At 41.5% G+C, this 14,070-nt stretch carries 15 protein-coding genes and 1 pseudogene; 13 read left to right on the top strand and 3 right to left on the bottom strand.

Annotated features, from left to right (window positions below):
* Window positions 1-268: 268 nt before the first annotated feature.
* The 3 genes from D7D25_RS09840 (at window position 269) to D7D25_RS09830 (ending at window position 2,843) form a co-directional block, all read left to right on the top strand.
* Window positions 269-1,150, top strand: coding sequence for a carbohydrate kinase (locus D7D25_RS09840; protein ID WP_122968812.1), 882 nt, complete (start codon window positions 269-271; stop codon window positions 1,148-1,150).
* Between the two features lie 125 nt (window positions 1,151-1,275).
* Window positions 1,276-1,716 (top strand): T9SS type A sorting domain-containing protein, encoded by a 441-nt coding sequence (locus D7D25_RS09835; protein WP_122968784.1) that lies wholly within the window; start codon window positions 1,276-1,278, stop codon window positions 1,714-1,716.
* A gap of 125 nt (window positions 1,717-1,841) precedes the next feature.
* Window positions 1,842-2,843, top strand: coding sequence for an aspartate-semialdehyde dehydrogenase (locus D7D25_RS09830; protein ID WP_122968783.1), 1,002 nt, complete (start codon window positions 1,842-1,844; stop codon window positions 2,841-2,843).
* A gap of 52 nt (window positions 2,844-2,895) precedes the next feature.
* Here D7D25_RS09830 and D7D25_RS09825 read toward each other — a convergent pair whose 3' ends face one another.
* The gene (locus D7D25_RS09825; protein WP_122968782.1) at window positions 2,896-3,687 is read right to left on the bottom strand and encodes a metal ABC transporter ATP-binding protein; all 792 of its coding nucleotides are present in this window, start codon (window positions 3,685-3,687) and stop codon (window positions 2,896-2,898) included.
* Window positions 3,680-4,606 carry a metal ABC transporter solute-binding protein, Zn/Mn family gene (locus tag D7D25_RS09820; protein WP_122968781.1) on the bottom strand — a complete coding sequence of 309 codons (927 nt, stop codon included), beginning with the start codon at window positions 4,604-4,606 and terminating at the stop codon, window positions 3,680-3,682. The genes D7D25_RS09825 and D7D25_RS09820 overlap by 8 nt, the downstream gene beginning before the upstream one ends.
* A gap of 145 nt (window positions 4,607-4,751) precedes the next feature.
* Between D7D25_RS09820 and mnmD the strand changes: the two genes are divergently transcribed.
* The 5 genes from mnmD to D7D25_RS18285 all read left to right on the top strand — a co-directional run bounded on the left by mnmD (window position 4,752) and on the right by D7D25_RS18285 (window position 9,043).
* Complete coding sequence (mnmD, locus tag D7D25_RS09815) at window positions 4,752-5,417, top strand: tRNA (5-methylaminomethyl-2-thiouridine)(34)-methyltransferase MnmD (protein ID WP_122968780.1); 666 nt, start codon at window positions 4,752-4,754, stop codon at window positions 5,415-5,417.
* Window positions 5,418-5,553: 136 nt separating this feature from the next.
* Window positions 5,554-6,192, top strand: coding sequence for a hypothetical protein (locus D7D25_RS09810; RefSeq protein WP_122968779.1), 639 nt, complete (start codon window positions 5,554-5,556; stop codon window positions 6,190-6,192).
* 360 nt (window positions 6,193-6,552) lie between these two features.
* Complete coding sequence (abc-f, locus tag D7D25_RS09805) at window positions 6,553-8,157, top strand: ribosomal protection-like ABC-F family protein (RefSeq protein ID WP_122968778.1); 1,605 nt, start codon at window positions 6,553-6,555, stop codon at window positions 8,155-8,157.
* Window positions 8,158-8,277: 120 nt separating this feature from the next.
* Window positions 8,278-8,718 (top strand): SRPBCC domain-containing protein, encoded by a 441-nt coding sequence (locus tag D7D25_RS09800; RefSeq protein WP_122968777.1) that lies wholly within the window; start codon window positions 8,278-8,280, stop codon window positions 8,716-8,718.
* A gap of 103 nt (window positions 8,719-8,821) precedes the next feature.
* Window positions 8,822-9,043, top strand: coding sequence for a hypothetical protein (locus D7D25_RS18285; RefSeq protein WP_019540137.1), 222 nt, complete (start codon window positions 8,822-8,824; stop codon window positions 9,041-9,043).
* A 223-nt stretch (window positions 9,044-9,266) separates the two neighbouring features.
* Here the strand turns inward: D7D25_RS18285 and catB are convergent.
* Window positions 9,267-9,874: pseudogene (catB, locus tag D7D25_RS09790) on the bottom strand (type B chloramphenicol O-acetyltransferase).
* A 295-nt stretch (window positions 9,875-10,169) separates the two neighbouring features.
* Between catB and D7D25_RS09785 the strand changes: the two are divergent.
* The 5 genes from D7D25_RS09785 (at window position 10,170) to D7D25_RS09765 (ending at window position 13,908) form a co-directional block, all read left to right on the top strand.
* On the top strand, window positions 10,170-11,225 hold the full coding sequence (locus tag D7D25_RS09785; protein WP_122968776.1) for an NAD(P)-dependent alcohol dehydrogenase: 1,056 nt from the start codon (window positions 10,170-10,172) through the stop codon (window positions 11,223-11,225).
* Window positions 11,226-11,302: 77 nt separating this feature from the next.
* Window positions 11,303-11,866 (top strand): AraC family transcriptional regulator, encoded by a 564-nt coding sequence (locus tag D7D25_RS09780; RefSeq protein WP_026327420.1) that lies wholly within the window; start codon window positions 11,303-11,305, stop codon window positions 11,864-11,866.
* A gap of 57 nt (window positions 11,867-11,923) precedes the next feature.
* A complete protein-coding gene (locus tag D7D25_RS18820) occupies window positions 11,924-12,355 on the top strand; it encodes a DUF3795 domain-containing protein (RefSeq protein WP_081624377.1) in 432 nt (143 codons plus the stop codon).
* Between the two features lie 72 nt (window positions 12,356-12,427).
* Complete coding sequence (locus D7D25_RS09770) at window positions 12,428-12,931, top strand: GNAT family N-acetyltransferase (RefSeq protein ID WP_122968775.1); 504 nt, start codon at window positions 12,428-12,430, stop codon at window positions 12,929-12,931.
* Between the two features lie 173 nt (window positions 12,932-13,104).
* Window positions 13,105-13,908 (top strand): DNA alkylation repair protein, encoded by an 804-nt coding sequence (locus tag D7D25_RS09765; RefSeq protein ID WP_122968774.1) that lies wholly within the window; start codon window positions 13,105-13,107, stop codon window positions 13,906-13,908.
* Window positions 13,909-14,070: the final 162 nt, after the last annotated feature.

The raw sequence follows: 14,070 nt of genomic DNA, 5'->3' as shown, positions 1-14,070 counted from the left end.
ATTTTGTTTTAATCTGCCAATTATATGCATAAATTTAATAGCATAATTTCAGTTCTGTTTGTCCTGCTACTTTTACCTTCTTGCCAGGATAACACCGGAAAAAGGTATAGCACAGGTTTCTCTCAATGCATGATGGACGATGTATGGAGGCAAGCAATGATGGGTTTCCAACTCATTGAAAATCAATCTTCTTTTTGAGGGAAATTTGGGTAAAAAAGACTTTTCGGAGCAGACTCAACTTTTAATTTTTAATTATAATTGTGACAGTATGAACAAAACAATCGTAGGCCTCGGAGAAATATTGTGGGATGTATTTCCGGGACGGAAGATATTGGGCGGAGCACCCGCTAATTTCGCGTATCATGTTTCGCAGTTCGGATTTAATGGTTACGCTCTCAGCGCTGTGGGAAATGATCTCTTAGGAAAGGAAATACTCAATTCCCTGGAAGAGAAGAATCTGAACCATCTGATTGAAACTACCGATTATCCCACGGGAACAGTACAGGTTACCCTGAGTGGCGCAGGTATCCCTCAGTATGAGATCTGCGAGAACGTGGCATGGGACAATATCCCCTTTACCCGACGCGCCGAGAATCTGGCAAAGAGCACTGCCGCGGTTTGCTTCGGTTCCCTGGCTCAACGCAACAAAACATCGCGGGAGACCATAAGAAAATTCCTGAAAACCGTTCCTGACGGTTGCATAAAAATCTTCGACATCAATCTGCGTCAGCATTTCTACACCAAAAACATCATCGAGGAATCCTTAAAGATATCGAATGTGTTGAAGATAAACGACGATGAGATAAAAGTGGTAGCCGACCTGTACGGTTGGAAAGAGATGAATGAGCAGGAGCTATGCATGCAGTTGCTAAGGCGGTTTGCTCTCGATATTGTCATCCTCACCAAAGGTACTGAAGGTAGTTTCGTCTTCAATAACGAAGAAACATCCTATCAACCCACACCTAAAGTGCAGGTGGCCGACACGGTAGGTGCGGGCGACTCCTTCACCGCAGCGTTTGTGGCGGCATTTATTCATGGCAGGCCGATAGCCGAAGCTCACCGGTTCGCCGTCGAAGTCTCGGCGTATGTATGCCAACAACACGGTGCCATGCCTAAATTGGCCGACGCTCATATTGAATATTTTCGTTAAGCCACAGGAGGTGAGCGAGTTTACCTCCTGCCCTTGCTAAAAACTCGCGTGTTATAAAGATAAACAGATCAAAACATGTGAGGTTTTACATTTTTTTATATTTTTGCAGGACAAATGGGATCCTAATGAAAAGATGTTATTCCTTCCTTTTGATGATATACCTGATCTCGGGAACCGGTTTACCCTTGTCCGCACAGGGGAATTCAGGCGGGCCTGGCATGGAGGGACTGCAAAACAGACTTGTCTCCCCGGATACGGTGAAAACGCAAAACAGGGAAGGGTTTCAAAATACCGGAAAACTCCAGGATACTACGCGAATACAAAACCGACAGGGGTCTCAAAATAGGGAAGACCCGCAAGATAAAACTACAATCAAACTGACAGGGAACCAACTTCTCATTGAGAATCTTCCAGAAGATGGAGTGCTCGAAATATACAATATCATGGGAGTAAAAGTATATCACCGCCTGGTAAAAGCAGGCACCAACCAATATATTCTGTCCCTGTCAAGAGGCTATTATATCATAAAAATCGGTAAAATCACCCGGAAAGTCGCTGTCAAGTGAATTTTCACTATCGTTAAATATCTTCATTTTGCTGCATTTACATGCTTTTTTATATCTTTGTGGTTCAGATATTATAAAAGTGTGTTTTAGGTTTTGTGCTTTACTCTTTAAAAATTTACAACCATATGAAGATTGCTATTGTAGGTACCAGTGGAGCTGTAGGCCAGGAATTACTCCGCGTACTGGATGAAAGAAATTTCCCGTTGGACGAACTCCTGTTATTCGGTTCGTCGAGAAGTGCCGGAACATCCTATAACTTCAGAGGCAAACAGGTCGAAGTAAAAGAATTGCGACACAACGACGATTTCAAGGATGTCGATATCGCATTCGTCTCTGCAGGGGGAGGTACTTCACTGGAATTTGCCGAGACCATCACCAAACACGGAGCCATCATGATCGACAACTCCAGCGCATTCCGCATGCAGGATGATGTGCCTTTGGTCGTTCCGGAAGTGAATGCGGAGGATGCGCTGAGCAGGCCTCGCGGTATCATCGCCAATCCCAACTGTACTACCGCCCAATTGGTAGTGGCACTACAGGCAATTGAAGAGATCGCTCATATCAAAAGCGTGCATGTGGCCACTTACCAGGCCGCTTCGGGAGCCGGCGCGGCAGCCATGCGGGAACTGGAAGAGCAGCACAAGCAATTGGTGAACGGTGAAAAACCCACTGTTTCCAAGTTCGCCTATCAACTTGCGTACAATCTGATTCCGCAGGTAGATGTCTTTACCGATAATGGATACACAAAAGAGGAGATGAAGATGTACAATGAAACACGCAAGATCATGCACTCCAACATAGAAGTAAGTGCAACTTGCGTGCGGGTGCCGGTAATGCGCGCACATTCAGAGGCTATCTGGATCGAAACCGAACGCCCCGTCTCTGTGGAAGAAGCGCGGGAAGCATTCAACAAAGCCAAAGGGATAGCGGTAATCGACAACCCGTCTGCCAGGGAATACCCTATGCCGCTGGGACTCTCCGGAAAAGACCCTGTGTATGTGGGACGTATCCGCAAGGATCTTGCCAATGAGAATGGATTGACTTTCTGGACCGTATCGGATCAGATCCGTAAAGGAGCGGCCCTGAATGCTGTCCAGATAGCGGAATACCTCATCGGCCAGAGATGATACCCGGCAGCCTGCTTCACAGCATGGTTAACCCCCTTCGCATCTCCCATCCCTATGGATGTAGATGTGACCCGCCGTCCTGATGGTCATGCTCCAGCAGCACACGGTGGGGCAGGGACCCATGACCGAGGATCTCGATGGGACACGACTCATATGCATTCAGCAGCCATTCCTGCGATATATCGGTACCCGGATGATAATGCAATCCCTGATTCACACAGGCGATATTCTTCACAAGGGAGATAATCGTCCCCACATCATGTGAAACCAACACAATGGCAATCTCTTTATTGATATCGCCCAGCAATTTATAAAAATTGGTCTCAAACAGTTTATCCACATAGGTGCTCGGCTCATCCAGAATGATCAGTTTCGGATTGTCGACAATGGCCCTTCCCAGCAACACACGTTGCAACTGGCCCCCCGAAAGATCTCCGATCGCGCGCGGCAGCAATTCTTCTATTCCAAGCCTCTGGGCCACCTCTTTCACCTTTTGCCTGTCTGCTGAAGAATACCGCTTGAAAATATTTTTTCCGGGGGTTAAACCTGACAGGATCACCTCCGAGACGGAGATGGGGAATTTTTTATCAATCCGGTTTATCTGAGGGAGATAACCAATATTAATGGAGGCTGTTTTTTCACCCTTATCGTAGAAAGTGACGGAACCCAACTGAGGTTTTATCAATCCGAGAATAGTTCTCAAAAGGGTAGTCTTCCCTCCTCCATTCGGTCCGATAATACCGAGGAAATCATCTTGATATATGCTAAGATTGATATCCTTCAGCACATTCGGTTTGTTGTCGTAACCCACTGTAAGGTTTGTTATGTCGATCAGTTTATTCATTTTGGGCTAAAATGGCGGCAATCCTCAGCAATTCTTCATCCCACTCATACCTGAGCAGGTCGATCTCAACCACCTCCGCGCCGATCTCCTGAGCAATCACGGATGCATTCTTCGTGTCAAAACCACGCTCTATAAAAATAGTGTTGATCTTTTCCTTTCGGGCGACGTCCACAATTTCTCTGATCTGCGAAGGAGAAGGGCTTTTCCCCTCGAACTCAATACTTATCTGATGCAGGCCATAATCGCGCGCAAAATAGCCCAAGGCGGGATGATAAATGATAAATGACTTTGAGGGGGCGTCTTTCAGCAAATCACGGATCAGGCTGTCTGTCCGTTCTATTTTTACCGACAATACATCAAAATTGGCACGGAATGTATCTTCATTATCCGGATCTAATTTCACGACCGCATCCAGCATATTCCGGATCAAAACTTTTACGGCACGGGGTGACGACCACACATGCGGATCCACACCACTATGGGCATGCACATGTGCCGTGATGTCTCCATGATGGTGGTCATGATCGCGCGCGTGGTCTTGTTCCTGATCATGGCTGTGGTCATGCCCCTCCATCCTCTCAATACCTTCCGAACAATTTACGATAGCCACATTCGGGTTATTTTCCGCGAGGCGTTTGCTCCAGGCATTCTCAAAACCGAGATCACCCACCATAAAATAGATATCGCTCTTCGCCATATCAACCATTACTGAAGGGGCCGGCTCATATGTCTCAGGGCTTGATCCGGGAGGCACGAGCGTATTGATTGCAAACGCGCCGCCTACGATCCGATCGAGGAAGTAACGTTGAGGTTCAATAGTCACCGTCAGCATCCGCTTTCCTTCATTATTATTCCTGGTTCCGGAACCGCATGCCAAAGTCAGTGCCGATAGCAAGATGATATACAGATATTTTTGCATGTGATAATTTTATACTACAAATATAATGAAAGCCGAGAGAAAAGCCAAGCTTGCTTGAGCTTGTCCGAGGCGCATCTTATATTCTACAAAAGTACATGAAATTTTCCTATTTTTGTTAGTGATTCTAACAGAAAGCCCGATAGTTATGCAACATATATTAGAAACAACGGAAGACGGATCGCATACACTGTATGTCCCGGAATTGGATGAGCACTACCACTCCACACACGGCGCCATTCAGGAGTCGCTTCATGTCTATCTGGAAGCGGGATTGCGCCATTGCGATAAATCGGAGATCAACTTATTGGAAATCGGTTTCGGTACGGGGTTGAATGCATTTCTCACCTTGCTCGATACTGAAAAATCGGGTAAAACAGTAAAATATACTACTCTTGAACGATATCCGGTATCGATCACCGAGGCGAAGATGTTCAACTATAGTAAATTGCTGGATCCCTCGCAGGAAGTGAAGTTTATACAACTTCACTCTTCTCCCTGGGAAGAGTGGGTAGAGATAACTCCCGACTTTCATCTGAAGAAGTTGCAAATGGATATCAAAGGATTGGACAAGTTTCAACAGGGAACAGCTTTCGATGTGATTTACTACGATGCCTTTGCCCCTGAAAAACAACCCGGCATGTGGACCCAAGAGATATTCAGCCAATTGTATACCCTCAGCAATCAGGGAGCGGTGCTCACCACCTACTGTGCAAAAGGTGCCGTAAGAAGGATACTCCAATCTGCCGGTTACCGGGTGGAACGTCTTCCCGGTCCTCCCGGCAAACGGGAAATACTACGGGCAGTGAAATAAAAATTTGAGAATTTGTATAAAATCACTACATTTGCGCGTATAAACAAACAGGAGTAGAAAAAGTATTCGGGCTAACATTGACCATAAAAAATAAGGGAAGAATACATTGACTTTTTAGACAAAAAACACCCATGAGATGCAGAAAATATTTTTAACGGGAAAAATTATATTTATGAAAAAGTTTTTGACTTTCAGTATGTTTTGCTTTCTAAGCATGAGTTTTTATGCTCAAAGTATTACTTTAACTTCCGGCTCACTTGATCCATTAAAAGGCGAGAAGGTGATTAAGTTTGAATTTACCTATGACGAAATGATAGTAGGTAAGTTAACCGAACAGGAGTATGTGGATAAAAAAGTGGCTGATTATAATAATAAAGAAGCCGGCAGAGGTGATGAATGGCATAAAAACTGGGTTGAAGACCGGGGGAACCGTTTTGAACCGAAGTTTCTCGAGTTATTCGACAAGTATATGGAAGATGTTGGGGTTGCTTCGGGCGACGAGGGAGCAAATTATGTTATCGTGTTCAACACTGAATTTACCGAGCCGGGATTTAATGTAGGAGTGGTGCGTCGTAATGCCTCTATTGATATGAGCGGTAAAATTCTTCATATAGAATCCGGGGATCATATTGCTTCAATTAAAATCAAGAATGCTTCAGCGAATAGTTTTTCGGGAATGGACTTTGATACGGGCTATCGCATTCAGGAATCATATGCGAAAGCAGGAAGGGAATTTGCCAAATTCCTGATTAAGAAAGGGAAAATAGGCAATTAACCAAAATTCACTTCATACAAATCGCTCACGTGGCAATGTAATCCCCGTGAAGGGAGGAATGTTGGATTTAAATATCCGTATAAAACTATATATTTGCACATATAAAATAGTTGAATTATGGATACTAGTGAATAAAATTTTCAAAAAGAAAGGATATTGATCTAAAACAAAAAACTTATCTTTACAGCTCAAAACAATAAGCACCAATGAAATAAAATAATTTCTTTCAAACTTTTATAGAGACAAATCGTAAAACGGTTTGTTGGGTTATTCATCTACTAAGAGAACGTTTTCGTTAAGCTAAATGAGCAAAGTCAAACTTGTTTGAACTTTGCCATAGCGAGAAAACGACTAATTTTAATGAAAGAAATTATGCTTACTATTCAAAACCTGTCCTATACTCATCCCGACAAAACTCTGCTGTTCAGTAATATCAATCTAACGGTTAATCCCAATGAGAAAATCGCATTGATTGGAAACAACGGTGCGGGTAAAACCACATTGCTAAGAATCATTGCAGGAGAATTGCAACCCTCGGACGGAATACTGAAAACAGATACGAATCTCTATTATATCCCTCAAATTTTCGGGCAGTATGATCACCTGACAGTTGCCGAAGCATTGCAAATAGATCAAAAGTTAAAAGCTTTATATGAAATCCTGAACGGAAATATTTCAGAAAAAAACTATGATCTGCTTAACGACGACTGGACAATCGAAGAACGTTGTTCCACGGCATTGAACGAATGGCAATTGAACGGTCTGGATCTGTCACAAAAAATAGAAACATTAAGCGGAGGACAGAAAACAAAGATCTTTCTGGCAGGCATCTCCATTCATCAACCGGAACTGGTATTATTGGACGAGCCAAGCAATCATCTGGATAATTCAGCAAGGCACTGCCTGTATGATTTTATAGAAAACGCAAAATGCAGTTTGATCATCGTCAGCCACGACCGCAAATTACTAAACCATTTAAATATGGTTTGTGAACTGGACAAAAACGGAATAACCGTTTATGGTGGTAATTATGACTTTTACAAAGAGCAAAAACAGATAAAGGTCAACGCTTTGGCACAAGACATTCAAAGCAAGGAAAAAGCATTGAAAAAAGCCAGGGAAAAAGAACGTGAGACCATCGAGCGCAGGCAGAAACTGGATGCACGCGCAAAAAAGAACCTGTCGAAAGCAGGATTGCCCAAAATAGTAGCCAATACGTGGAGAAACAGTGCAGAAAAAAGTACTGCCAAAATAGAAGGTGCCCATTCTGAGAAAACAGGAAATATCTCACAGGAATTGCAGGAGTTGCGTTCTTCCCTGCCGGAGGCCGACAAAATGAAATTCGGATTTGACCATTCAGGTCTGCATCAAGGGAAAATACTTTTTACTGCCACCGATATCAATTTCAGCTATGGGAACGATAAGTATGTATGGAACGAACCTTTAAGTCTCCGGATTACGAGCGGTGAACGGATAGCCATAAAAGGAACAAATGGATCGGGGAAAACAACGTTAATCAAAATTATTCTCGGAAATCTCACACCACAAACCGGAATAGTATCTGTTACTGAAAGCAGGTCTGTTTATATTGATCAGGATTATTCCCTTATAAACAATAAACTAACAATTTACGAACAAACACAACAGTTTAATACATCCGCTCTGCATGAACATGAAGTAAAAATCAGGTTAAACCGTTTTTTGTTCACGAAAGAAGATTGGGATAAACCTTGTACCACATTGAGTGGTGGAGAAAGAATGCGGTTAATGTTATGCTGTTTAAGCATTGCCGATCAATCACCGGATATTATTGTATTGGATGAGCCGACCAACAACCTTGATATACAGAACATCGAGATACTGACTCAGGCCATCAATGAATACCAGGGAACACTACTCGTTATCTCCCACGATGAGACATTTCTGGAACAAATAAACATTCAAAGGATAATCAGCGTTAATTAGAAAATAAATCGAAGGAAACTGATAGGTTACGGGTTGATAAATCGATGATAACCTTTTCGAAAAAACATAAAAAATAGCATATTTACTCCTACTATCATTCACAATTCTACTATAACGATTATGGCAAAAGAAATCAGGACAGAAATAACTATTCAGGCAAAACGCGAAAAAGTGTGGGCAATCCTCACCGATTTTGAGAATTATCCGAATTGGAATCCCTTTATCAACTTCATAGAGGGGAAAGCAGAAGAAGGGAATCAGATAACTGTCAGAATAACTCCTCCGGGCGGGAAAGCAATGACATTCAAACCGAAAATCGTCACAAGAAAGGAAAACCAGGAACTAAAATGGTTAGGAACAGTATTGTTCAAAGGATTATTCGACGGAGAACATAGGTTCGAGCTAAAAGACAACGCAGACGGGACGGTCACATTTGTCCAGAGCGAACAATTTAGAGGTATTTTCACTGGATTGTTTAACCCCGAAAAAACAATTAAGGGATTTAATGAAATGAACAATAAGCTGAAAGAACTCGCAGAGAAAGAGGAATATAATCGTTGACAAATGGCATAACAAGCATGCGATAAAGTCATTACTTTTGCCTAATTTAATTGGCAAGGGACCTATAGCTATCATTACTTACAATACAACGAGCGAAAACAGTATGGTAATAAAAATCGACAGTGAAATAGAATTAAGACAATTGGAACTAAGAGACTCGATTGATATTTTTGAAACCATTGACAGCCAGAGGGATTATTTAGGCAAGTGGCTTCCATTTGTAGCGTTCACCAAAGATCAGGTTTTAAATTTGAGGGCATCGAAAGAGACGGAGAATTACTCACCGGAAATATTTTTACGGACCTGGAAATTTACAGCAAATTAAAATCCGATAAATAACTTAAGAGACCACTCTAAGTATTTTTCAATCAAGATCAAATATTAAACCTGTCAGCAATATCAAATGAGCCTTAGAGCTATTGAAGTACGGCCATTGTAACATTTACCCATTGTTCAAAGAATACTTCTGGCAACATGATTTTAGTTGACTTTCCGGAAAAAGTCAACAAATCAATCGATTGAGAATAAAAGAGAAAATCGGAAATTGATTATTTTATTTTCCGATAAAACTCATAGAGCAAATCAATATTACCCGAACAGAGAATAGGTATAGCTTCCGCAAGTATACTTTCGTCCCACTCCCACCATCGGATTTCCAGTAAAATTCCTATATGGCGATTATCAAATCTTTTCTTAATTGGCCTTGCAGGATTTCCTCCGACTACAGTATAAGGATCCACATCCTTAGTAACTAAAGCGCGACTTCCAATTATTGCTCCGTCCCCAATTCTAACTCCGGGCAGGATCATCGCCTCACTACCAATCCAGACATCATTTCCCACAATAGTATCACCGGCTCTTTTATAACCGTCGCGACTCTTGCCAAAACTTTCCACTTCCGACATATAGAAAAACGGAAAACTTGAAATCCAGTCGTACCGATGTCCCTGATTACCGCACATGATAAAACTTACCCCACTCCCAATTGAACAGTAAGAGCCAATAATCAATTTATCAACATCATCCCTGTCGGGAAGTAAATAACGCGCACAATCATCAAATGAATGTCCGTGATAATAACCGGAATAATATTCGGGTTTTTAATCTGGTCTTTTATTAATTTGCCTCTGAAAGGGCTTTCGAAAAAATTTGCCATAATGTATAATTTTACGAACATATAAATGCAGAGATATCAGTTATTGCATGATACACTGTCAGTTCAATCCATACAAACATACAAAAATAAAACTGTCCACAACAATCTGCATGTTAAAGGAATGAAAGAATATAGCAGGAAAAACCTGCAACCGGGAATACTGATAAATTTGTCTATATACATATAATTTATGCGGATATTGTCTATTTTTGTATCAAGCGCAAGTTGATTATGTACGAAAAAAATTGCCTTTTGATATTGATTGCGGAGTAAGAACCCTATAAAAAATAATTATATGCAAACATTTTCAGTAAAAGCATTCGGGACAGAAGCTCCCGAAACGGACTTGGAACAGATGATTATCGACCGTCGTGAAGTAACGGCAAAAGATGTAGAGATCGACATCCTTTTTTGTGGCGTATGTCATTCCGATTTACACACTGCAAGGAATGAGTGGCACGGGACCATATATCCCAATGTCCCGGGACATGAGATCGTTGGACGAATTACAAAAGTCGGTGACAGTGTGAACAAATTCAAAATAGGCGATCTTGCCGCTGTCGGCTGTATGGTGGACAGTTGCCGGGAATGTGAACAGTGTAAACACGGAAGCGAGCAATATTGCGAAAACGGAAATATCCAAACATACAACGGACACGATGTACATCTTAACAAGCAGACATTCGGCGGCTATTCGGAACGTATAGTGGTAGATGAAGACTTCGTATTACGTGTACCCGAAAATTTGGATCTGGCTGCTACAGCACCATTGCTCTGCGCGGGAGTAACCACCTGGTCTCCCTTGAAACACTGGAAAATAGGATCCGGGCACAAAGTAGGTATTGTGGGTATCGGCGGATTGGGACATATGGGCGTCAAGCTGGCCAAAGCGATGGGAGCCCATGTGGTAGTTATTACCACTTCCCCATCAAAAGTGGAAGATGCAAAGCGATTGGGAGCTGATGAGGTCATTTTATCGACAGACAAGGAACAGATGAGAGCCAACTACAACACGCTGCACTTCATATTGGACTGCGTTTCGGCACAACACGATGTGAACGCCTATCTACGGCTACTTAAAGTGGACGGCACACTGGCATTGGTAGGAGCCCCCGAACACCCGTTGCCCATTGCAGCTTTCAGCCTGATCCCTGCACGGAAGAATTTTGCAGGATCAACTATCGGAAGCATCAAAGAGACACAGGAAATGCTCGATTTCTGCGGTGAACATAATATTACCGCCGATATCGAATTGATCAATATACAGGATATCAATACCGCTTATGAACGGTTGCTGAAAGGCGATGTAAAATATCGTTTTGTGATTGATATGACCTCCCTGAAAAATTAAGCCGGACTTATCCGGCTTAACCGCCGGTTTGCCTATGAGATTTATCATAAACAGATAATTATGAACGGGAAACGACTATGAGTTCACTTTTCATAAAAAATATGGTTTGTAACCGCTGTATCATGGTGGTTCAACAGGAATTGGAAAAACTGGGGTTAGACGTGAAAAACGTCACGCTGGGAGAAGTAACGCTCGCCAAAGAGCCTACCGCCGAAGAAAAGAAGCAGATAGAGTCCGTTTTAATCCCATTAGGCTTTGAAGTGATTGATGATAAAAAAAGCAGGATCATCGAAAAGATCAAAAACATCATCATAGATCTTGTCCATCATCATGATAACGATACCAGAACGAATCTGTCAGAATTGCTGAGTAGTGAATTGCATCACGATTACAACTATCTCTCGAACCTCTTTTCGGAAGTGGAAGGCACCACCATTGAAAAATATTTCATCGCCCAGAAAATTGAAAAAGTAAAAGAGCTGTTGGTGTACGATGAATTATCTTTGAGTGAGATTGCTTTCCGCCTCAACTATTCAAGTGTTGCTTACCTAAGCAACCAATTCAAGAAAGTAACCGGGCTGACGCCGAGCCATTTCAGGCAAATAGGCAAAGACAAAAGAAAACCGCTGGATGAGGTGTGATGATATAGGCGATACAGGTTAGATTGCCTATAGTTCATCAATAGAGTACGACCAACAATGGATAAAACTATGGAGAATCCGGTTTTTCACAAAGAGTTAACCGCCCCGTGCGGGATGAATTGTGGTGTCTGTATTGCTTATTTACGGGAGAAAAAACCTTGCCCGGGCTGTAGGAAAAGAACGGAGAATAAACCTAAGCATTGCATAACCTGTAAAATTGCAAACTGTGAATATTTAGAGGAAACCGAATCCAAATTTTGTTTTGAATGCAGGAAATTTCCTTGCCAAAGAATAAAACAATTAGATTTGAGATACAGAAAAAATTACCGTATAAGCCTGATTGAAAATCTAGGGCAGATACAGTCAAATGGCATTGAATATTTCTTACAGTTACAGACCTTGAGACATATCTGCCCGTCTTGTCAAAATATTTTGAGTGTTCACCGCAATTTTTGCCTGCATTGTAAAGTAACGATTAATCCTGTCTAAACAAAACTGTTTAAAATAAACAATCATAAATTCATCCACCTGAAATAATCACTACGTAAGAGTATCGCGCTTATGAGCAGAATCGTAATACGGAAAATCAGAAAGAACGAAATTGGGAAATTAGAGGATATGCTGTATGAAGCAATTTATCAGACAGATGAACTAAATCCAATTCCAAGAAGTGTTCTGAACATCCCTGAGATTAATGTATACATAAAAGACTTTGGGAAATTGAGTCATGATTACTGTTTAGTTGCAGACCTGGATGGAAAAATTATTGGAGCAGTTTGGGTTCGGGTAATATCAGGAGCAGTCAAGGGATACGGCTATATTGATGATAAAACACCCGAATTTGCCCTTTCGTTATTCAAAGAATACCGTAATAAAGGAATAGGAACGGAACTTATGAAGAAAATGATTGAACATTTACGGGAAAAAGGTTATAAACAAACTTCGCTAAGTGTACAGAAAGAAAACTATGCGGTGAAACTTTATAAAAAACTCGGTTTTGAAATTATTGCTGAAAATGATGAGGATTATTTAATGCTACTGCATTTAAAAACATCGAATATCTAAAAACGCACGAAATACAATTATCTTGACCTCAATTCTAAACCCGTCGAATTCAAGGGGTTTATAAAACAAGTAGGCTTAAACAGTTTTATAATGATCCCGAAACGCTGGTTAGAAAGTACCACAAGAACAGGGAACAGATAAGAGATTAGAACAAACATGGAAATAATATACAAATGACAACAACCAAAAGAAAAGGAGCCCGTTCAACAAAAGACATCCCGACAGATATTCTACAACAGTTAAACTCCGGGCAGATTGAAACTGCCAATCTGGTGGAATGGTTAGCCGTTGACCAAAAACTTTTACTGGAGAATTTACTCAATCAACATAAACGGATAGACTATCTCAATCCTGTTTTAGCAAGAATAGACCAACTGAAAAAGCAGACGGTCAACACTATAAATGAGGCTATTGGCACAGAACTTTTTCTACAGGCAACCCAAAATAACGACAATGAGTTCCTGGTAATCATGTCAAATCATCATGCCGACCTTATTCGTTGCTGGGCAACTTATACGATTGGAAAAAACGAAAATTTCAATATAAACGAAACGCTTGCACAAATACAGCCATTTGCGGCTGACAAACATTTTGGAGTAAGAGAAATTTGCTGGATGGCTGTCAGACCCAAGATTGTACAAAATCTTGAAAAAAGCATCGAAATCCTTTCCGGATGGACAACAAACCCGGATGAAAATATCAGAAGATTTACAACCGAATCGACACGTCCACGTGGAGTGTGGTGTGAACACATAGAAGTCCTGAAAATAAGTCCGGAACTTGGTTTATCAATACTCGAACCATTAAAATCTGACAAGGCTAAATATGTGCAGGTTAGCGTAGCCAACTGGCTGAATGATGCCAGTAAGACCCAACCTGAATTTGTCAGAGAACTCTGTAGGCGTTGGGAGACACAAAGCAATACGAAGGAAACGAGATACATCACGAAAAAAGCATTAAGGACGCTGAATAAATAAACATTACCTTGCGGAGAATAAACACAATATTCTTCGCATTTTTTGCATAAATAAAAAGATTACCCTTTACATCCGTAAATCTTACAAATCAATTCCACAATTACATAACATGCTCCAAATCTTTTGTGGCTAATTTTGCGTTATAAATTAAAACAACCAAGA

Origin of the sequence: Proteiniphilum sp. X52, from assembly GCF_003712195.1 — a bacterium.
In the GTDB taxonomy this organism is placed as follows: domain Bacteria; phylum Bacteroidota; class Bacteroidia; order Bacteroidales; family Dysgonomonadaceae; genus Proteiniphilum.
The sequence above is the reverse complement of the archived record's forward strand: the minus strand, read 5'-3'. Positions and strand labels throughout refer to the sequence as shown.

Bases quoted from the DNA above. Each gene is read 5' to 3' on its own strand.
- mnmD (WP_122968780.1), top strand. From the start codon at position 4,752: ATGCAACATATATTAGAAACAACGGAAGACGGATCGCATACACTGTAT.
- D7D25_RS09830 (WP_122968783.1), top strand. From the start codon at position 1,842: ATGAAGATTGCTATTGTAGGTACCAGTGGAGCTGTAGGCCAGGAATTA.
- D7D25_RS09835 (WP_122968784.1), top strand. From the start codon at position 1,276: ATGAAAAGATGTTATTCCTTCCTTTTGATGATATACCTGATCTCGGGA.
- D7D25_RS09780 (WP_026327420.1), top strand. From the start codon at position 11,303: ATGAGTTCACTTTTCATAAAAAATATGGTTTGTAACCGCTGTATCATG.
- D7D25_RS09820 (WP_122968781.1), bottom strand. From the start codon at position 4,606: ATGCAAAAATATCTGTATATCATCTTGCTATCGGCACTGACTTTGGCA.
- D7D25_RS18285 (WP_019540137.1), top strand. From the start codon at position 8,822: ATGGTAATAAAAATCGACAGTGAAATAGAATTAAGACAATTGGAACTA.
- D7D25_RS18820 (WP_081624377.1), top strand. From the start codon at position 11,924: ATGGATAAAACTATGGAGAATCCGGTTTTTCACAAAGAGTTAACCGCC.
- D7D25_RS09825 (WP_122968782.1), bottom strand. From the start codon at position 3,687: ATGAATAAACTGATCGACATAACAAACCTTACAGTGGGTTACGACAAC.
- D7D25_RS09765 (WP_122968774.1), top strand. From the start codon at position 13,105: ATGACAACAACCAAAAGAAAAGGAGCCCGTTCAACAAAAGACATCCCG.
- D7D25_RS09785 (WP_122968776.1), top strand. From the start codon at position 10,170: ATGCAAACATTTTCAGTAAAAGCATTCGGGACAGAAGCTCCCGAAACG.
- D7D25_RS09800 (WP_122968777.1), top strand. From the start codon at position 8,278: ATGGCAAAAGAAATCAGGACAGAAATAACTATTCAGGCAAAACGCGAA.
- D7D25_RS09770 (WP_122968775.1), top strand. From the start codon at position 12,428: ATGAGCAGAATCGTAATACGGAAAATCAGAAAGAACGAAATTGGGAAA.
- D7D25_RS09810 (WP_122968779.1), top strand. From the start codon at position 5,554: ATGCAGAAAATATTTTTAACGGGAAAAATTATATTTATGAAAAAGTTT.
- abc-f (WP_122968778.1), top strand. From the start codon at position 6,553: ATGAAAGAAATTATGCTTACTATTCAAAACCTGTCCTATACTCATCCC.
- D7D25_RS09840 (WP_122968812.1), top strand. From the start codon at position 269: ATGAACAAAACAATCGTAGGCCTCGGAGAAATATTGTGGGATGTATTT.